Annotated in this window: 18 protein-coding genes; 11 read left to right on the plus strand and 7 right to left on the minus strand. The window is 64.6% G+C overall.

What is annotated here, in order from left to right:
- Positions 1 to 43: 43 nt before the first annotated feature.
- From carA to HCU76_RS21605, 5 genes are all read left to right on the plus strand, one after another.
- On the plus strand, positions 44 to 1,228 hold the full coding sequence (carA, locus tag HCU76_RS21585; protein WP_218510598.1) for a glutamine-hydrolyzing carbamoyl-phosphate synthase small subunit: 1,185 nt from the start codon (positions 44 to 46) through the stop codon (positions 1,226 to 1,228).
- Positions 1,221 to 4,445, plus strand: coding sequence for a carbamoyl-phosphate synthase large subunit (gene carB, locus HCU76_RS21590; RefSeq protein WP_218510599.1), 3,225 nt, complete (start codon positions 1,221 to 1,223; stop codon positions 4,443 to 4,445). Before carA ends, carB begins: the two co-directional genes overlap by 8 nt.
- Positions 4,446 to 4,531: 86 nt before the next feature.
- A complete protein-coding gene (locus HCU76_RS21595) occupies positions 4,532 to 5,401 on the plus strand; it encodes a Kdo hydroxylase family protein (protein WP_218510600.1) in 870 nt (289 codons plus the stop codon).
- Between the two features lie 64 nt (positions 5,402 to 5,465).
- Positions 5,466 to 5,942, plus strand: a complete 477-nt coding sequence (gene greA, locus HCU76_RS21600; protein ID WP_213954295.1) for a transcription elongation factor GreA — start codon at positions 5,466 to 5,468, stop codon at positions 5,940 to 5,942.
- Between the two features lie 5 nt (positions 5,943 to 5,947).
- Complete coding sequence (locus HCU76_RS21605) at positions 5,948 to 6,382, plus strand: DUF4149 domain-containing protein (protein ID WP_213954296.1); 435 nt, start codon at positions 5,948 to 5,950, stop codon at positions 6,380 to 6,382.
- A 4-nt stretch (positions 6,383 to 6,386) separates the two neighbouring features.
- Here the strand turns inward: HCU76_RS21605 and HCU76_RS21610 are convergent, their stop codons facing one another.
- A complete protein-coding gene (locus HCU76_RS21610; RefSeq protein ID WP_213954297.1) occupies positions 6,387 to 7,154 on the minus strand; it encodes a glycosyltransferase in 768 nt (255 codons plus the stop codon).
- A 3-nt stretch (positions 7,155 to 7,157) separates the two neighbouring features.
- A complete protein-coding gene (locus tag HCU76_RS21615) occupies positions 7,158 to 7,637 on the minus strand; it encodes a YhbY family RNA-binding protein (RefSeq protein ID WP_213954298.1) in 480 nt (159 codons plus the stop codon).
- A gap of 82 nt (positions 7,638 to 7,719) precedes the next feature.
- Between HCU76_RS21615 and HCU76_RS21620 the strand changes: the two genes are divergently transcribed.
- The 5 genes from HCU76_RS21620 (at position 7,720) to HCU76_RS21640 (ending at position 13,222) form a co-directional block, all read left to right on the plus strand.
- Positions 7,720 to 8,388 carry an RlmE family RNA methyltransferase gene (locus HCU76_RS21620; protein ID WP_213954299.1) on the plus strand — a complete coding sequence of 223 codons (669 nt, stop codon included), beginning with the start codon at positions 7,720 to 7,722 and terminating at the stop codon, positions 8,386 to 8,388.
- A 171-nt stretch (positions 8,389 to 8,559) separates the two neighbouring features.
- Positions 8,560 to 10,479 carry an ATP-dependent zinc metalloprotease FtsH gene (gene ftsH, locus HCU76_RS21625; protein WP_213954300.1) on the plus strand — a complete coding sequence of 640 codons (1,920 nt, stop codon included), beginning with the start codon at positions 8,560 to 8,562 and terminating at the stop codon, positions 10,477 to 10,479.
- A 64-nt stretch (positions 10,480 to 10,543) separates the two neighbouring features.
- Complete coding sequence (gene folP / locus HCU76_RS21630; RefSeq protein ID WP_213954325.1) at positions 10,544 to 11,398, plus strand: dihydropteroate synthase; 855 nt, start codon at positions 10,544 to 10,546, stop codon at positions 11,396 to 11,398.
- Positions 11,395 to 12,729: a phosphoglucosamine mutase gene (glmM, locus tag HCU76_RS21635; RefSeq protein WP_213954301.1), complete on the plus strand. Its 1,335-nt coding sequence runs from the start codon at positions 11,395 to 11,397 to the stop codon at positions 12,727 to 12,729. The genes folP and glmM overlap by 4 nt, the downstream gene beginning before the upstream one ends.
- A 13-nt stretch (positions 12,730 to 12,742) precedes the next feature.
- Entirely contained in the window at positions 12,743 to 13,222 is a 480-nt protein-coding gene (locus HCU76_RS21640) for a GNAT family N-acetyltransferase (RefSeq protein ID WP_213954302.1), read from the plus strand.
- A 78-nt stretch (positions 13,223 to 13,300) separates the two neighbouring features.
- On the opposite strand, the gene HCU76_RS21645 is transcribed toward HCU76_RS21640, so the two are convergent.
- Genes HCU76_RS21645 through HCU76_RS21665 form a run of 5 tightly spaced genes read right to left on the minus strand, consistent with a single transcriptional unit; the run spans position 13,301 to position 18,808 of the window.
- Positions 13,301 to 14,572, minus strand: coding sequence for an acyl-CoA dehydrogenase family protein (locus tag HCU76_RS21645; protein ID WP_213954303.1), 1,272 nt, complete (start codon positions 14,570 to 14,572; stop codon positions 13,301 to 13,303).
- Between the two features lie 30 nt (positions 14,573 to 14,602).
- Entirely contained in the window at positions 14,603 to 15,688 is a 1,086-nt protein-coding gene (locus HCU76_RS21650) for a phosphotransferase (RefSeq protein WP_213954304.1), read from the minus strand.
- 34 nt (positions 15,689 to 15,722) lie between these two features.
- A complete protein-coding gene (locus HCU76_RS21655; RefSeq protein ID WP_213954305.1) occupies positions 15,723 to 16,442 on the minus strand; it encodes a Crp/Fnr family transcriptional regulator in 720 nt (239 codons plus the stop codon).
- A gap of 57 nt (positions 16,443 to 16,499) precedes the next feature.
- A complete protein-coding gene (locus tag HCU76_RS21660) occupies positions 16,500 to 17,279 on the minus strand; it encodes an oxepin-CoA hydrolase, alternative type (protein WP_213954306.1) in 780 nt (259 codons plus the stop codon).
- 8 nt (positions 17,280 to 17,287) lie between these two features.
- Positions 17,288 to 18,808 carry a 3-hydroxyacyl-CoA dehydrogenase gene (locus HCU76_RS21665; RefSeq protein ID WP_213954307.1) on the minus strand — a complete coding sequence of 507 codons (1,521 nt, stop codon included), beginning with the start codon at positions 18,806 to 18,808 and terminating at the stop codon, positions 17,288 to 17,290.
- 85 nt (positions 18,809 to 18,893) lie between these two features.
- Between HCU76_RS21665 and HCU76_RS21670 the strand changes: the two genes are divergently transcribed.
- Positions 18,894 to 19,406 (plus strand): FimV family protein (locus tag HCU76_RS21670; RefSeq protein ID WP_371319876.1); only part of this gene is annotated, 513 nt, incomplete at its 3' end.

The following is a 19,406-nucleotide window of genomic DNA, read 5'->3' on the forward strand; positions in this document are numbered from 1 at the left end:
GATCCTGGGTGCACTCTGGGCGTCATCCATTCGGAGAATCCCAGTGCTTTTGTCTCTCAAGGGAGCTTTCCCGCCCGCCATCCTGGCGCTTGCAGACGGCACGGTCTTTCAAGGCAACTCGATTGGCGCCACCGGCGCCACCACCGGCGAAGTGGTGTTCAACACCGCCATGACCGGTTACCAGGAAATCCTGACCGACCCCAGCTATTGCCAGCAGATCGTGACGCTCACGTATCCGCACATCGGCAACTACGGCGTCAACTTGGAAGACATCGAGGCCGACAAGATCCACGCCGCTGGCCTGATCATCAAGGACCTGCCGCTCGTCGCATCCAACTTCCGCAAGACGGCGACGCTCAGTGAATACCTGGTGGCCGGCAAGACGGTCGCCATTGCCAACATCGACACGCGCAAGCTCACGCGCCACCTGCGCACGAATGGCGCGCAGAACGGCTGCATCCTGGGGCTGGCCGAAGGCGAAGCGGTGACGCAGGCGCTGATCGACAAGGCCATCGCTGCCGCCAAGGGTGCACCGAGCATGTCGGGTCTGGACCTGGCCAAGGTCGTGTCGGTCAAGCAGACCTACGAATGGAACCAGACCGAATGGAAGCTCGGTGCGGGCTACGGCGTGCAGATCACGCCCAGGTTCCACGTCGTCGCCTACGACTTTGGCGTCAAGAAGAACATCCTGCGCATGATCGCCCAGCGCGGCGCGCGCATCACGGTCGTGCCCGCGCAGACGCCCGCGGCCGACGTGCTCAAGCTGAAACCCGATGGCATCTTCCTGGCCAACGGCCCCGGCGACCCGGAGCCTTGTGAATACGCGATCACGGCCGTCAAAGAACTGATCGAGACCGGCATCCCGACCTTCGGTATTTGCCTGGGTCACCAGATCATGGCGCTGGCCTCCGGCGCCAAGACCTTCAAGATGAAGTTCGGCCACCACGGTGCGAACCATCCGGTGAAGGACCTCGACAACGGCCGCGTGAGCATCACCAGCCAGAACCACGGCTTCGCAGTCGACGAGAAGACGCTGCCGGCCAACCTGCGCCCCACGCACATCAGCCTGTTCGACAACACGCTGCAAGGCCTGGCGCGCACCGACAAGCCGGCCTTCTGCTTCCAGGGCCACCCGGAAGCGTCGCCTGGCCCGCACGACATCAGCTACCTGTTCGACCGCTTCACGGCACTCATGGAAAAGAACAAGGCGGAGAACAAGAATGCCTAAGCGCACAGACCTCAAGAGCATCCTCATCATCGGCGCCGGCCCGATCATCATCGGCCAGGCCTGCGAGTTCGACTACTCCGGCGTGCAAGCCTGCAAGGCACTGCGCGAAGAAGGCTACAAGGTCATCCTGATCAACAGCAACCCCGCGACGATCATGACCGACCCGGCCACGGCCGACGTCACCTACATCGAGCCGATCACCTGGCAGACGGTCGAGAAGATCATCGCCAAGGAGCGCCCCGACGCAATCCTGCCGACCATGGGCGGCCAGACCGCGCTGAACTGTGCGCTCGACCTGTGGCGCAACGGCGTACTCGACAAGTACAAGGTCGAGTTGATCGGCGCCACGCCCGAGGCCATCGACAAGGCCGAGGACCGCCTGAAGTTCAAGGACGCGATGACCAAGATCGGTCTGGGCTCGGCGCGCTCGGGCATCGCGCATTCGATGGACGAGGCCTGGGCTGTGCAGCGGTCGGTCGGCTTCCCGACCGTCATTCGCCCCAGCTTCACGCTCGGCGGCACGGGCGGCGGTATCGCCTACAACCCGGAAGAATTCGAGACGATCTGCAAGCGCGGCCTGGAAGCCTCGCCGACCAACGAACTCCTGATCGAAGAGTCGCTGCTCGGCTGGAAAGAGTACGAGATGGAAGTGGTGCGCGACAAGGCGGACAACTGCATCATCGTCTGCTCGATCGAGAACCTGGACCCGATGGGCGTTCATACCGGTGATTCGATCACCGTGGCGCCGGCCCAGACGCTGACCGACAAGGAATACCAGATCCTGCGCAACGCATCCCTGGCCGTGCTGCGCGAGATCGGCGTGGACACGGGCGGCTCCAACGTGCAGTTCTCGATCAACCCGAAGGACGGCCGAATGGTCGTCATCGAGATGAACCCGCGTGTGTCGCGTTCGTCGGCACTGGCCTCCAAGGCCACGGGTTTTCCGATCGCCAAGGTTGCGGCCAAGCTGGCCGTGGGATACACGCTCGATGAACTGCGCAACGAGATTACCGGTGGTGCAACGCCCGCTTCGTTCGAGCCCAGCATCGACTACGTGGTCACGAAGATCCCGCGCTTCGCCTTTGAGAAGTTCCCACAGGCCGACTCGCGGTTGACGACGCAGATGAAGTCGGTTGGCGAGGTGATGGCCATGGGCCGCACCTTCCAGGAATCGTTCCAGAAGGCGCTGCGTGGCCTGGAAGTCGGCGTCGATGGCATGAACGAGAAGACGCAAGACCGCGAAGTGCTCGAGAAGGAACTGGGCGAGCCCGGCCCCGAGCGCATCTGGTACGTCGGCGATGCGTTCGCAATGGGCCTGAGCGTCGGTGAAGTCTTCGCGCTGACGAAGATCGACCCGTGGTTCCTGGTGCAGATCGAGGAGATCGTGAAGATCGAGCTTGAGCTGGAAGCCAAGACGCTCGACGACATCGACCGTGACACGCTTCTGGCACTCAAGAAGAAGGGCTTCTCGGACCGCCGCCTGGCATTCCAGTTGAAGACCACCGACACGGCCATCCGCGAGAAGCGCATCGCCCTGGGCGTGCGCCCGGTCTACAAGCGCGTCGACACCTGCGCAGCCGAGTTCGCGACCAACACCGCCTACATGTACTCGACCTACGAGGACGAGTGCGAAGCCGCGCCGACGAACAACAAGAAGATCATGGTGCTCGGCGGCGGACCGAACCGCATCGGCCAGGGCATCGAGTTCGACTACTGCTGCGTGCATGCAGCCTTGGCGATGCGCGAAGACGGCTACGAGACCATCATGGTCAATTGCAATCCCGAGACCGTGTCGACCGACTACGACACGTCGGACCGCCTTTACTTCGAGCCGTTGACGCTGGAAGACGTGTTGGAGATCGTCGACAAGGAAAAGCCCGTCGGCGTGATCGTGCAGTACGGCGGTCAGACGCCTTTGAAGCTCGCGCTTGGCCTCGAAGCCAACGGCGTGCCGATCATCGGCACCTCGCCCGACATGATCGACGCGGCCGAAGACCGCGAACGCTTCCAGCAACTGCTGCACAAGCTGGGCCTGCGCCAGCCGCCGAACGCCACCGCGCGCGCCGAACCCGAAGCGCTCACCAAGGCCGCCGAACTCGGTTACCCGCTGGTCGTCCGCCCGAGCTACGTGCTCGGCGGCCGCGCCATGGAAATCGTGCACGAGCAGCGCGACCTCGAGCGCTACATGCGCGAGGCCGTGAAGGTGAGCAACGATTCGCCGGTGCTGCTGGACCGCTTCCTGAACGACGCCGTCGAATGCGATGTCGACTGCATCCGCGACGCCACCGGCGCCACGCTGATCGGCGGCGTGATGGAGCACATCGAGCAGGCCGGCGTGCATTCGGGCGACTCCGCCTGTTCGCTGCCGCCGTACAGCCTCAAGGCATCGACGATCGCCGAACTCAAGCGCCAGAGCGCCGCGATGGCCGAGGCGCTCAACGTGGTCGGCCTGATGAACGTGCAGTTCGCCATCCAGGAGAAGGACGGCCAGGACGTGATCTACGTGCTGGAAGTCAATCCCCGCGCCTCGCGCACCGTGCCCTTCGTGAGCAAGGCCACCGGCATTCAACTCGCCAAGGTGGCGGCACGCTGCATGGCCGGCCAGTCGCTGGCCGAGCAGGGCGTTACGAAGGAAGTCACCCCGCCGTACTTCAGCGTCAAGGAAGCCGTGTTCCCGTTCGTCAAGTTCCCGGGCGTGGACACCATCCTCGGCCCCGAGATGAAGTCGACCGGCGAAGTGATGGGCGTGGGCAAGACCTTCGGCGAAGCCTTCGTGAAGTCGCAGCTCGGCGCCGGCACGCACCTGCCGAAGTCCGGCAAGGTCTTCATCTCGGTGAAGAACAACGACAAGGCGCGCGCCGTTGAAGTCGCGCGCGGGCTGGCCACGCTCGGCTTCGACCTGATCGCCACCAAGGGCACGGCGGCGGCGCTCAACGCGGCTGGCGTGACCTGCGCGGTGGTCAACAAGGTCACCGAAGGCCGCCCGCACATCGTCGACATGATCAAGAACAACGAGATCGCATTGGTGATCAACACGGTCGAGGAGCGCCGCAATGCGATCACCGACTCGCGCCAGATCCGAACCTCGGCCCTGCTCGCGCGCGTGACGACCATCACGACCATCTTCGGCGCGGAAGCCGCTGTCGAAGGCATGAAGCACATGAACGAGCTGAGCGTGATCTCGGTGCAGGAAATGCACGCGCAGCTTGTGCAGTAACCTTCGTGTTTGTCCACTTCCGTGGGCGATTTCAGCGGGCCGGCGGACGTCGGTCTCGCCATGGTTCTGAACGGAGTACCGGCCCCATGGAATCTCAAGTTGTAGAAGTCGATCTGGCCGATTGGGCGGTTGCGCGGCCCAACGATGCGTGGATCACTGCGCTCGAAGCCGGCAAGGTCCTGTACTTTCCGCGCCTGGGTTTCGAACTCTTGCCATCCGAAGCCAGGTTGCTCGACCCGGCGCTGCTGGCGAAGGGTGTGCGCAACATCAGCCTCGATGGCGGCGGCAAGCTGAAGGGCGTGGAGGGCGACGAATCCGTCCAGCGTGCCGCCGAAGCCATGATCGGGCGGTTCCGTTCGCAGGCGCGCCAGCTCATCGACGGATTGCTGCCGCACTACAGCCCATCCTTGCGCATGGCGCCGACCAGTTACAGGCCGGCCCAGGTCGAATCGCGCGTGCAATCGTGGCGTGCCGACGATCGCCGCCTGCATGTCGATTCCTTTCCGTCGCGCCCCAATTACGGCGAGCGCATCCTGCGCGTGTTCACCAACCTCAATCCCCAGGGTGCACCGCGCGTCTGGCGCGTCGGCGAGCCCTTCGAGGCCGTTGCCCAGCGCTTCTTGCCACGCGCCAAGCCCTATTCGCACCTGCAAGCCAGCGTGCTCAAGATATTGCACGTCACCAAGTCTTTCCGCAGCGAATACGACCACCTGATGCTGCAACTCCACGACGCAATGAAGTCCGACATGGACTACCAGAAATCGTCGCCGCAGGAGACCGTGCCGTTCCCCCCGGGATCGGTGTGGGTTTGCTTCTCTGACCAGACTTCGCATGCCGTGATGTCGGGCCAGTTCATGGCGGAGCAGACCCTTCATTTGCCCGCTGCAAGCCAATACAATCCGCAGGCAAGTCCGCTGGCGATCCTGAGCCGGCTGACTGGACGAACCCTCGTCTGATCCGCACCCTCTGAAACCGCCGAACGGCGACGTTCGGCGGTTTCGCTTTTTGAGACTACAAACCATGGCCACTATTCCGATCACCAAGCGCGGCGCAGAGAAGCTTCGCGCAGAACTCCACCGTCTGAAAACGGTCGACCGCCCGTGGGTCATCAATGCCATCTCCGAGGCCCGTGCCCAGGGCGACCTGAGCGAAAACGCCGAATACGAAGTCGCCAAGGACCGCCAGGGCTTCATCGAAGGCCGCATCCAGGAAGTCGAAGGAAAGCTTTCGGCAGCCCAGATCATCGACCCGGCGGCGCTCGATGCGGGTGGACGCGTCGTGTTCGGCTCCACGGTCGAGTTGGAGGAAGAAGAAACCGGCGAAGCGGTCAAGTACCAGATCGTCGGCGAGGACGAGGCCGACCTGAAGCTGGGCCTCATCAACATCTCCAGCCCCATCGCCCGCGCGCTGATCGGCAAGGAAGAGGGCGACACCGCCGAAGTGCAGGCGCCCGGCGGCCTCAAGCGGTACGAAATCGTCGCGGTTCACTACGTCTGACGAGGATGCGCGGCCTCGTTGCGCGCCTGCCCGGATTTGTCGCGGCGCTCTGGTGGGGCAGCCTGGGCACGATCGGTTTCCTGGTCGTGCCGCTCTTGTTCAAGAACCTGCCGACCCCCGCCATGGCGGGCGGCATGGCAGCCCGGTTGTTCACGGCGCAGACCTGGGTGTCGCTGGGCTGCGCCATGTTGCTATTGATGATGAGCCGGTCCGCCCGCATGCCTGATGTGGCAGCGCGGGTCCACGCGGCATTGCCGTTCGTGTTGTCGGGGCTTCTGCTGGCCTTGCTGGGCGAGTTCGGCGTCGCGCCGCGCATCGTGGCCCGCGACAACCTGCCGCTGTGGCATGCCGTCGGCAGCGGCATGTACCTGCTGCAATGGGTCTGCGCGGCGGTGGTGCTCTGGCGCGTGCTGCGGCAGTCGGACCCACCGCTGAACTGATCGCCTATTCGTGCCAGTGCTCGGCCACCCAGGTGGCGGGGCGAATGAAGCGGAACCGGCGGTTACGGCGGCCGGCCAGTGCATCAGGCGGATTGCATTCGCCGTGGAAGATCATCACGCGTGCGCCTTCCGGCACGAAGGGCCGCCGCCAGTAGTTACTTGGCCAGATCGGAATCCCGCCGTACTTGAAGCTCGGGCACCAGTCGCTGGGCCAGTACGACAGCTTGCCCTGCGCGTGCACATAGTCCGACAGGTAGGTCTGCTCGTTGCGAAACTTCTCGCGCATGGCGGTTTCGTTCGCGCGGAAGTAGTCCAGCACGTCGGCATGGGCGCCGATCGTGTAGCGGTACACCGATGAATTGCCGGTCACGCGCCACGGACGCCGGTAGTCCTTGATGATCACGAACTCGCCGGGCTGGGTGAAGAATTCGTCCAGGCTGCCGACCACCACGATGTCCAGGTCGAGGAACAAGGCCTGGCCATGCAATCCATAGACATCGGGCAGGTCGCGGCTCAGCGTGGTGAGCTTGCGCCAGGCGCGGTCGCGCACGCCGGCGGCCTCGGGGCGGATGTCGAGGCGCGGAATCGGAAAGCACTCGACCTCGCTGCGGATGCCGACGTTGTCGTCCGTCAGGCAGATGAAACGGAAGTCACCCGTCAGATGGCGGCGTGCCATCGCGTAGAGCTTGTTGACGTAGGTGGCCTCGTATTTCGTGCCCCACTTCATGCAGACGACGTGGCGCATCGGCTGCGCCGTTGGCTCCGCCGCCATCGCTCAGTCCGCCTGGCGCTGCTTCTTGACCGAGAGCGGCTTGCGCGGCTTGGCGCGCTTGATGTTGCCGCCGGCCGTCAGGCGCTGGTTGCCGAGCACCCGCAGCGTCTTGATCTCGGGGCGCTGGCCGGCACGCTTGCTGTACTTGACGACCTTGATGTCACGCGGGCCGGGCATCCGGTCCTCGTCGATCTCCTTGACCTTCTCCACCTTGGGGCGCCAGAGCACCAGCAACTTGCCGATGTGCTGGATCGGCGCGGCGCCGAGCGTGTCCGCCAGCGTATGCAGCATGGCGTCGCGCGCGAGCCGGTCGTCCGAGAACACGCGGATCTTGATCAGGCCATGAGCCTTCAGCGCGGCATCGGCTTCCTTGGTGACGGCGGGGGTGAGCCCGTCGCTGCCAATCATCACGATGGGGTTCAGGTGGTGCGCTTCGGAGCGGTGCTCCTTGCGTTGGGCGGGGGTCAATTGAATGGCGGGCATGGCCGTATTATCGAACCACTGTGAAACGATCCCTTGCATTCCCTGCTTTTCGACGCTGCGCAGCCCACCAGATCCGTTTCCCATGAGCACCAAGTCCACCGGCAAGAAGGTCAACAAGGCCTGGCTGCACGACCACATCAACGACCCCTGGGTCAAGCTGGCGACCCGCGAGGGCTACCGCGCCCGCGCCGCGTACAAGCTCAAGGAAATCGACGAGACGCTCGGGCTGATCAAGCCGGGCCAGCTCGTCATCGACCTCGGTTCGACACCAGGCGCCTGGAGCCAGTACGCCCGGCGCCGCATGGCTCCGGGCGGGGCGGCATCGGGCCAGCTGGACGGCACCATCATCGCGCTCGACATGCTGCCCATGGAGCCGATCGAGGGCGTGAACTTCCTGCTCGGCGACTTTCGCGAGCCGGAGGTGCTGGCGCGCCTGGAAGAGGCAATGCAAGGCCGCAAGGCCGACGTCGTGGTCTCCGACATGGCACCCAATCTCTCGGGCATTGCGTCGGCCGATGCAGCGCGCATCGCGCATCTGGTGGAACTTGCGGTCGACTTCGCGAATCAGCACCTGAGGCCCGAAGGCGCCCTGGTGACCAAACTGTTCCACGGCAGCAGCTACGACCCGCTGAACAAGCTGTTCAAGGACACGTTCAAGGTGGTCAAGAAGGTGAAACCGAAGGCCTCGCGCGACAAGTCGGCGGAAACCTTCCTCGTGGGCATCGGGCTCCGGACTACAGATACGCATTGATACGTCCGACGAATAACGGCCCATTTCGGGACATAACCGTGCTTAGCCTGTGGCTGCTGGGGTGAATAGAGGCTATTTCGCAGCTTGAAAAGCCTAAAATGGCCGCCAATTGCCTGCTTGGTGCGCGGATTTCCCGTCTTGTCACACGCACCGCCTGACTGGAGCTTCGGTTTGAATAATCAGTGGTTTTCGAAAATTGCCGTTTGGCTCGTCATTGCCATGGTGTTGTTCACCGTGTTCAAGCAGTTCGACACCCGCGGCGGCGCCGGTGCTGGCGCGGTGAGCTACTCCGAATTCCTGGACATGGTGCGCAGCAAGCAGATCAAGACGGCGTCCATCCCAGAGAGCCTGATGGGCGGCGAGATCGTCGCGGTCAGCACCGATGACCGAAAGATACGCACCAATTCCACCGGCCTGGACCGCGGCCTGGTCGGCGACCTGATCGACAACAACGTCAAGTTCGACGTGCGTCCCCGCGAAGAAGGTTCGCTGCTCATGACGCTGCTCGTGAGCTGGGGGCCAATGCTCTTGCTGATCGGCGTCTGGGTCTACTTCATGCGACAGATGCAGGGCGGTGGCAAGGGCGGGGCCTTCAGCTTCGGCAAGAGCAAGGCCCGCATGCTCGACGAGAACAGCAACACCGTCACCTTCGCCGACGTTGCTGGTTGCGACGAGGCCAAGGAAGAAGTGAAGGAGGTCGTCGACTTCCTGAAAGACCCGCAGAAGTTCCAGAAGCTCGGTGGCCGGATTCCGCGCGGCCTCTTGCTGGTCGGCCCTCCCGGCACCGGCAAGACCCTGCTGGCCAAGTCGATCGCGGGCGAGGCCAAGGTGCCTTTCTTCTCGATCTCCGGTTCCGACTTCGTCGAAATGTTCGTCGGCGTGGGTGCGGCCCGTGTGCGCGACATGTTCGAGAACGCCAAGAAAAACGCACCCTGCATCATCTTCATCGATGAAATCGACGCGGTCGGCCGTCAACGCGGCGCGGGCCTCGGCGGCGGCAACGACGAGCGCGAGCAGACCCTGAACCAGATGCTGGTCGAGATGGACGGCTTCGAAACCAACCTCGGTGTGATCGTCGTGGCTGCCACCAATCGCCCGGACATCCTGGACGCCGCCTTGCTGCGCCCCGGCCGCTTCGACCGCCAGGTCTACGTCACGCTGCCGGACATTCGTGGCCGCGAGCAGATCCTCGGCGTGCACATGCGCAAGGTGCCGCTCGGCCAGGACGTGAACCCGAGCATCATTGCCCGCGGCACGCCTGGCATGTCCGGCGCCGACCTGGCCAATCTCTGCAACGAGGCCGCCCTGATGGCTGCCCGCCGCAGCGCCCGCGTCGTCGAGATGCAGGACTTCGAGAAGGCCAAGGACAAGATCTTCATGGGCCCCGAGCGCAAGAGCATGGTCATGCCCGAGGAAGAGCGCCGGAACACGGCCTACCACGAGTCCGGCCATGCGTTGATCGGCAAGCTGCTGCCCAAGTGCGACCCGGTGCACAAGGTCACCATCATCCCGCGCGGCCGCGCCTTGGGCGTGACCATGAGCCTGCCGGCGCAAGACCGCTACAGCTACGACCGTGACTACATGCTGAACCAGATCAGCATGCTGTTCGGCGGCCGCATCGCAGAAGAAGTGTTCATGCACCAGATGACCACGGGCGCCAGCAACGACTTCGAACGCGCCACGCAGATCGCCCGCGACATGGTGATGCGCTACGGCATGACCGAATCGCTGGGCCCGATGGTCTACGCGGAGAACGAAGGCGAAGTGTTCCTTGGCCGCTCGGTCACCAAGACGACGAACATGAGCGAGTCGACCATGCAGAAGGTCGACGCCGAAGTGCGCCGCATCATCGACGAGCAGTACGCCCTGGCGCGCCGCCTGATCGAGGAAAACAGCGACAAGATGCACGCCATGGCCAAGGCCTTGCTCGAGTGGGAAACCATCGATACCGAGCAACTCGACGACATCATGGCCGGCAAGGAGCCGCGTCCGCCGAAGGACTGGACGCCGCGCATTCCGCCCTCGGGCAGCAGCGGTGGCGGCACCGGTGGTACCACCGTCAAGCCGGACCCGGCGCCGACTGCAGCGTGAGCGTTTTGCGTCGGCAAGCAACGGGGCCATCGGCCCCGTTTTTTCTTGGAGGCAGCGGTCGGCCATGAGCTTCTGGCAGACCTCCCGGTTTCGTATCGACCTCACGCAGCCGCGCGTGATGGGAATCGTCAACGTCACGCCTGATTCGTTCTCGGATGGTGGCAGCTACGCGGATACTTCGGCCGCGTTGCGGCATTGCGAAGCCTTGATCGCGCAGGGCGCAGACATCCTCGACATCGGTGGCGAATCGACCCGGCCAGGCAGCCCGGCGGTGCCGCTCGAACTGGAGTTGGCGCGCGTGTCGCCCGTCGTGCGGGAGGCCGTGGCGCTCGGCGTGGCGATCTCCGTCGACACTTACAAGCCCGAGGTGATGCGCGCGATGCTGGACATCGGCGCGGACATCGTCAACGACATCCGGGCATTCCGCCAACCCGGCGCGCGCGAGGTGGTTGCCGCCCATCCGGCTTGCGGCGTGTGCCTGATGCACATGCATCGCGACCCGCAAACCATGCAGCTGTCGCCGATGGAGGGCGATGTGGTGCCGCAGGTTCGAGCCTTCCTGGTCGACGCGGCGGATGAATTGCGGGCACTGCATATCGATGCCTCGCGCATCGTGCTCGATCCGGGCATTGGCTTCGGCAAGACGGTGCCCCAGAATTTCGCGCTGCTCGCGCGCCAGCACGAATTGCTCGCGACGGGTTATCCGCTGTTGGCGGGCTGGTCGCGCAAGTCCTCGCTCGGCGCGGTGACGGGCATTGCAGACGCGTCGGCCCGGCTGCTCCCCAGTGTGGTGGCGGCGGTGCTGGCGGTGGAGCGCGGCGCGCGCATCGTGCGTGTGCACGAGGTGCGCGAAACGGTGGAAGCGCTCGCCGTGTGGCGTGCGATGAATCAAGAACAACCGAGGAAGAACCCAACATGACACGCCAGTATTTCGGCACCGACGGCATTCGAGGCATGGTCGGCGTACCGCCCATCACGCCCGATTTCGTCCTGCGTCTCGCGCACGCCGTCGGCCGCGTGCTGAAGCAGAAGGAGGCGCGGCCAACCGTGCTGATCGGCAAGGACACGCGCATTTCCGGCTACATGCTGGAGTCGGCGCTGGAATCCGGCTTCAATTCTGCGGGCGTCGACGTCGTGCTGCTCGGCCCGCTGCCCACGCCGGGCGTGGCCTATCTCACGCGGGCCCAGCGTGCCAGCCTGGGCGTCGTCATCAGCGCCAGCCACAACGCCTTTCCGGACAATGGCATCAAGTTCTTCAGCGCGCAGGGCACCAAGCTCGATGACGACTGGGAACTGGCCGTGGAGGCTGCGATCGAGGCGCCGCCGGTGTGGGCCGATTCGGCCAACCTCGGCAAGGCGCGCCGCCTCAACGACGCGACCGGCCGCTACACCGAGTTCTGCAAGAGCACCTTCGCCAACGACCTGACGCTGCGTGGCCTCAAGCTGGTGGTCGATGCGGCCCACGGTGCGGCGTACCAGGTGGCGCCGCAGGTGTTCCATGAACTCGGCGCCGACGTCACGGTCATCGGCTGCGCGCCGGATGGGCTCAACATCAACAAGGGCGTGGGCGCGACGCATCCGCAGGCGCTGATCGACATGGTCAGGACGCAGCAGGCCGACTACGGCATCGCCCTCGACGGCGACGCCGACCGGCTGCAACTGGTCGACGCCAGCGGTCGCCTTTTCAATGGCGACGAGTTGCTCTACCTCATGGCCAACGAACGCCTTGCACGCGGCGAACAACTGCAAGGCGTGGTCGGCACGCTGATGACCAACAAGGCGGTGGAAGTCGCGCTGCGTGGCAAGGGCATCGACTTCGTGCGGGCCAAGGTGGGTGACCGCTACGTGCTGGAAGAACTGACCAAGCGCAACTGGGTGCTGGGCGGCGAAGGTTCGGGTCACCTGCTGGCGCTCGACCGCCACACCACCGGCGACGGCATCGTGAGCGCCCTGCAAGTGCTCCAGGCGTGCGTGCGGTCCGGCAAGAGTCTCGCGCAGTTGCTGGTCGATGTGACCCTGTTTCCCCAGACGCTTCTGAACGTGCGCCTGCGTGATGGGCAGGACTGGCGCAGCAACGCGTCACTGGCGGACGAGACCCGGCGCATCGAGGCTGAACTCGGCGACGGTGGCCGCGTGCTCATCCGCCCGAGCGGCACCGAGCCGCTGCTGCGCGTGATGGTCGAGGCGCGCGATCCGGCCCAGGCGGAAAGCTGCGCGCGCCGGCTCGTGGCCACGGTCGAGGCCGGTTGAACGGGAAGCCCCTGTGATCGAGATCAGGCTGGCCGACTACGGCGATTCGGCGGACGGCGCCGCCGTCATTTCATTGCTCGACACCTATGCGCGCGATCCGGCGGGCGGTGGCGCCGCCATTCCGCTCAAGCTGCTGACGCGTTTGCCGGGCGAGTTGGCGAAAAGGCCGCAGGCTTTCACCGTGCTCGCGATCGATGGCGACCTGGCGATCGGCCTGGTGAATTGCATCGAGGGCTTTTCGACCTTCGCCTGCAAGCCGCTCGTCAATGTCCATGACGTGGTGGTGCTGCCGCGCTATCGTGGCCAGCGCGTCGCACAACGCATGCTGGAGCGTGTGGAGCAGGAGGCGAGGGTGCGCGGCGCCTGCAAGCTCACGCTCGAAGTGTTGTCGGGGAATGCCAGCGCGATCCGCGCCTATGAGCGTGAAGGTTTCGGGCCTTATTCGCTCGATCCGGCCTTCGGCACTGCGGTGTTCATGCAGAAGAAGCTCTGACAAAAAAAGGCCGCGGCGAATCGATCACCGCGGCCCTCACCCCCAGCCTTCTCCCGGAGGGAGAGGGAGGAAGATAGATCAGAAGCGCGTGATGGGCATCTCCGCTTCGCGCTTGTCGGCCGAGTACTTGCCCAGTTCCCATTTGGCGATCGCATTGCGGTGCACTTCGTCCGGACCGTCGGCAAAGCGCAGCGTGCGTGCGTGGGCGTAGGCCATGGCGAGCGGGAAATCGTCGCTCATGCCACCGCCGCCGTGCACCTGCATGGCCCAGTCGATAACCTGGCAAGCCATGTTCGGCGCCACGACCTTGATCATCGCGATCTCGTTCTTGGCGACCTTGTTGCCGGCCACGTCCATCAGCCAGGCAGCCTTGAGCGTCAGCAGGCGGGCCATGTCGATCTTGCAGCGGGCTTCGGCGATACGTTCCTGCGTAACGGTTTGCGAGGCGACCGTCTTGCCGAAGGCGACGCGCGACGAGGCGCGCTTGCACATCAGTTCGAGTGCGCGCTCGGCCACGCCGATCAGGCGCATGCAGTGGTGGATGCGTCCCGGGCCAAGGCGGCCCTGGGCGATCTCGAAGCCACGGCCTTCGCCGAGCAGGATGTTGTCGACAGGCACGCGCACGTTCTCGAAGTGCATCTCGACGTGGCCGTGCGGTGCGTCGTCGTAGCCCATCACGTTGAGCGGGCGCACGATGCGGATGCCCTTGGCGTCGGCCGGCACGATGACCATGCTCTGCTGCGAATGCTTCGGCGCGTCCGGGTCCGTCTTGCCCATGGTGATGTACACGGCGCAGCGCGGATCGGCCGCGCCGGAGATCCACCACTTGTGGCCGTTGATGACGTATTCGTCGCCCTGGCGCTCGATGCGGGTCGCGATGTTGGTGGCGTCACTCGACGCAACCGCAGGCTCGGTCATCGCGAAGGCCGAGCGGATCTCGCCGTCCAGCAGCGGCTTGAGCCAGCGCGCCTTGATCGCCTCGGAGCCGTAGCGCGCGATCGTTTCCATGTTGCCGGTGTCCGGCGCGGAGCAGTTGAAGGCCTCGCTGGCCCAGGGCACCGCGCCCATGATCTCGGCGAGCGGCGCGTATTCCTGGTTCGTGAGGCCCGCACCCGCATAGCCGGCGACATGCGCGCTGTCGACGGGCAGGAACAGGTTCCAGAGGCCCTGCGCCTTGGCCTTTTCCTTGACCTTCTCGACAGTCTTCAAGGCGCTCCAGCGCTTCCCGGCTGCCGTGTTGGCGGCCAGTTCGGCGGTGTAGTCGGCCTCGGCCGGGTAGATATGCTCGTCCATGAAAGCGCGCACGCGCTTTTGCAGTTCTTGTGTCTTGGCCGAATACTCGAAGTCCATCTTTGCTGTCTCCAGGGGTGAAAAGGGTCGTCAGGCGCGTTGGGCGAAGGCCAAGGCCATCTCGGCCATCGGGCGTGCGCCGCGGCCGGATGCCACGGCTTGCTCGCTTGACGCGGTGCCGGCCTCGACCCGCTTGGCAATGCCTTGCAGGATCGCGGCCATGCGGAACAGGTTGTAGGCCTGGTAGAAGTTCCAGTCGGGCGCCAGCGCCTCGGGCGTGGTGAGGCCGGTGCGCTCGCAATACTTGCGGATGTATTCGCTCTCGGTCGGAATGCCGAGGCTCTTGTGGTCGAGCCCGCCGATCCCGCGCGACATGCCTTGCGGGATGTGCCACGACATGCAGTGGTAGCTGAAGTCCGCCAGCGGATGCCCAAGCGTGGAAAGCTCCCAGTCCAGCACCGCGATCGGGCGCGGTTCGGTGGCGTGGAACATCAGGTTGTCGAGCCGGAAGTCGCCATGCACGATGCTGGTCATCTTCTCGTCGCGCGCGCTGGCCGGCATGTTGGCGGGCAGCCATTCCATGAGCTTGTCCATCTCGGGGATCGGCTGTGTGATGGAGGCGAGGTACTGCTTGCTCCAGCGACCGATCTGCCGGTCGAAATAGTTGCCCGGCTTGCCGTAGTCGGCCAGGCCGCGATCGGCGAACTTGACCGTATGCAATGCGGAGATGACGCGGTTCATCTCGTCGTAGATCTTGCCGCGCTCTTCGTTGCGCATGCCGGTCAGCGACTGGTCCCACAGTACGCGGCCGGCCATGAATTCCATGACGTAGAAGGCGCGGCCGATGACGCTTTCATCCGTGCAAAGGCAGTACATCCGCGGCACCGGCACATCGGTGCCGGCAAGCCCGCTCATGACTTTGTACTCGCGCTCGATCGCATGCGCGGAGGGCAGCAGCTTGGCCACCGGGCCGGGCTTGGCGCGCATCACATAGGCCTGGCCGGGCGTGATGAGTTTGTAGGTCGGATTCGACTGGCCGCCCTTGAACATCTCGACCGTCAGAGGGCCCTTGAAGCCGTCGAGGTTGGCTTCGAGCCAGCCGGTCAGGGCCTCGATGTCGAAGGCATGCTGCGACGAAACGGCACGCGTGCCGATGAAATTCTGGAAGTCGGTCATGTCGGTGTGTCGCAGGCGCGTTCAGGGGTGGTCATCAAATATCTGCGTCCGAGATGCGCATGAGCGCGCTGCGATCGAGTACCACGAGGCCGCCCGGTTCGATGCGGATCGCGTTCTCCCGCTCCATGGCCTTGAGTTCCTGGTTGACGCGCTGGCGCGAGGCGCCGAGCAATTGCGCCAACTCTTCCTGCGCGAGTTGCAGGCCGATGCGCATCTGGCTGCCGTCGTCCAGGTTGGGCACGCCATAGCTGCGCACCAGGTGAATCAGTTGCTTGGCCAGGCGTGCGCGCAAGGGCAGGGTGTTGAGGTCTTCCACCAGTCCGAAGAGCGTGCGGATGCGGCGCGCCTGCAGCCGCATCAGCGCTTCGTAGAGCTCCACATGGGCTGCGAGGATCTTCTGGAAATCGGCACGCGCCACGTTCAGCGTGGTCGTGTCGCCGCGTGCATAGGCATCGTGCGTGCGCCTGTCCCCGTCGAACATCGCCACATCGCCGAACCAGATGCCCGGTTCCACATAGGTGAGCGTGACCTGCTTGCCCGACACCGCCGTCGAGCTCACTCGCACCGCGCCCTTGGCGCAGGCGATCCAGCATTCGGGCGGATCGCCGCGTGCAGCCAGCAGGTCGCCGTCCTTGTAGCGTTTGACGAAAGCACATCGGAGGATGTCGTGACGAAGCGAGGGTGAGAGAGATGAGAACCAGCGACCGGAGTTGATCGCTTCTCGTTCTTCGATGGTAAGAATGGGGTCGTCCATTGGTCTGTCCTGTCGGCGACTGAAAAGGGGTCGGATTGTCGCTGCCGCGACCCGGTGCTATTCGTAGCGCGGCTTTGTCTTGGCGAGGAAGGCGGCAATGCCGATGCCGGCATTCGCATGGTGAAGGTTGCGCACGAAATGATCGCGCTCCTGCGCCAGATGGTTCACCAGCGTGGCGCCCCTGGCTTCGTTGAGCAGTTCCTTGATGCTGGCCAGCGCATTGGGTGCGCGTGCGCCGAGGGTGTCGGCCAAGGCCATTGCCCCTTGCAGGGCCTGGCCAGGTTCCGTTAGCTTGTTGACCAGTCCCAACTCGTGCAGCCGAGTGGCCGCGATGCGCTCGCCGTTCATGAGCCATTCGCTGGCGATCTGGCGCGGCAGCGCCTGCGCGAGTTGCCAACTCAGGCCGCCATCGGGGGAGAGCGCGACGTTGCTGTATGACGCGGCAAACACCGCATCGCGCGCCGAGACCACGAAGTCGCAGGCCAGCGCGAGCGAGAAGCCCGCACCCGCAGCCGCTCCTTCGACGGCGGCGATGATCGGCTTGGGGAATGCGCGGATCGAGTCGATCCAGTTGTGCAGCCCGTCGATGCTTTCGGCCTGTACCGACGGATCGCGTTCACGGTTGCCGGCCAGGCGCTGCAGCGAACCGCCGGCGCAGAACCAGGCGCCTTCGCCGACGATCACGACGTTGCGCACGTCTGCGCAGTTGTCGGCTCCGTTCAGCGCTTCCACGCCCGCGGCATACATCTCCGGCCCGAGCGCATTGCGCATCGACGGGTTGCTGATCGTCAGCACCATGGTCTGGCCTTCGGTGCGGCTCTTGAGTTCTGCGGTCATGGGTCTCCCTATTCTTCTTCGTGCAACATGCTCAATCCCAGCGCACCGCGCCGACGCAACCACGGGCTGGGGCGATAGCGCGGATCGCCATAGACGGTCTGCAGGTTGAACAGTACTTCGAGGATGTTGGTCGGGCCGTAGAGGTTGCCCATCGCCAGCGGCCCTTGCGGATAGCCGAGGCCGCGCGTCACGGCCACTTCCAGGTCGGCCGGCGTGCACACGCGCTGCTGGCACATGTCGGCCGCAATGTTCACGATGGACGCGATCACGCGCTGCGTGACGAAGCCGCCACTGTCGCGAATCACGCTCACTGGCTTGCCGTCACGGCCAAACAGCGCGTGCGCCGCATTGCGCATGTCGATGCGCGTGGCCGGGTTGGTGGCCAGCACGCGGCGCTTGGTGGCAGCGTCGTCGATCAGCATGTCGATACCCACGGTGCGCGTGGCGTCGAGGCGTTCCACGGCAGCCGCCGTCGTCACATCGAAACCGAGCGGCGCCACCAGGATCAGCGCAGCCGGGGAGGGCGTCGCACCCGACTCGATCTGGCCGCCGAGTTCGTGCACCAGCTTGATCAACTCGGCACGGCGCGAGGCGCGTGGCGAGATCCAGAACGAGGGAAGCGCATCGACCACCGGCGCTGGCGGTTCGGCCGCCACCTGCATCGCACCGTCGGCGTAGCGGTAGAAGCCCTCCGATGTCTTGCGGCCGAGCACGTCGGCCGCCACGCGCTGGGCCGCGATCGCGCTCGGGCGATAGCGAGGCTCCTCGTAGTACTGCCGGTAGATCGACTCCATCACCGGATGCGACACGTCCAGCCCGGTGAGGTCCATCAATTCGAACGGACCCAGCTTGAAGCCAGCCTGATCGCGGAGGATGCGGTCGATGGTGGCGAAATCGGCCACGCCTTCGCTGACGATGCGCAACGCCTCGGTGCCATAGGCGCGGCCAGCGTGATTCACGATGAAGCCCGGCGTGTCCTGCGCCTGGACTGCCTTGTGCCCCATCTGCCCGGCGTACCCGGCCAGGCGCGCACAGACGTCGGTGGACGTCCTGAACCCGGCGACAACTTCGACAACCTTCATCAGCGGAACCGGGTTGAAGAAATGAAAACCGGCGAAGCGCTCGGGATGTCGCAATGCCTTGCCAATTGCTGTTACAGAAAGCGACGAGGTGTTGGTCGCCAACACCGTTGAAGGCGCGACGATATCTTCCAGTTCGCGAAACAACTGGCGTTTCACTTCAAGGTCTTCGATGATCGCCTCAATCACCAGATCGCAATGCGCCAGCTCCCGGGTCGTTGTGGCGGCATGAACCCTTGCAACGAGTGCATCGCGCTCAGTCGCTTCGAGCCGGCCCTTGTCGTGCAGTTTTCCCCACTGCTCGGCGAGCGTGCCCAAGGCGCGTTCGGCGGCGCCGGGCATGTTGTCGACAAGCCATACCTCGCTGCCGGCCTGCGCGGCCATTTGGGCGATTCCCCGCCCCATGGCGCCTGCACCGACAATGGCGACATTGGAAAAATTCACGGTCATTTGATAAAAGTCTCCTGCTGAAAGAATTTGGTGTATCACCGTGTCAAAATGTGTTTACTTTAGATTGCAGAGTACCCATCCAATCTTGAAACATCGACGCACCGCGGCAACCCTGATTCTGTTGGGGCTCGCACTCCCATCGTTCGCCTTGACGATCGGCCGCCCGCAAGGTGCGGCATGGATCGGCAAGCCGCTCGATCTGGTGATTCCTCTGACGCTGGGTGACGGCGAAGGAAACTCCTTGTGCATCGAGGGCGAGGTAGTGCAGGGTGATACACGCATTGACGACAAGCGGGTGACTTTATCCCTTGAACCGGGTGCATCGGCGGCCGCACCGCGATTGCATGTGCGCACAACCGTTGCAATTGAAGAGCCGGTGGTCAACGTCACGGTGCGCGCCGGCTGCGATGCGCGGTCGAATCGCACATTCGTCCTGCTGGCGGACGTGCCGATGGAGGCGGCGAGCCTGCCTTCCACGTCGCGATTCGCGGCAACCCCTTTGCCATCCACCGGTTCGTCGACGGACTCGGGCTTTGGCGAGCGCGGTGGGCGCGGATCGCGCGGCGCGGGCGCCGGCAGCGAATTCGGATCGGGTGCG

This window comes from Variovorax sp. dw_308 (assembly GCF_019207085.1).
GTDB lineage: Bacteria > Pseudomonadota > Gammaproteobacteria > Burkholderiales > Burkholderiaceae_C > Variovorax.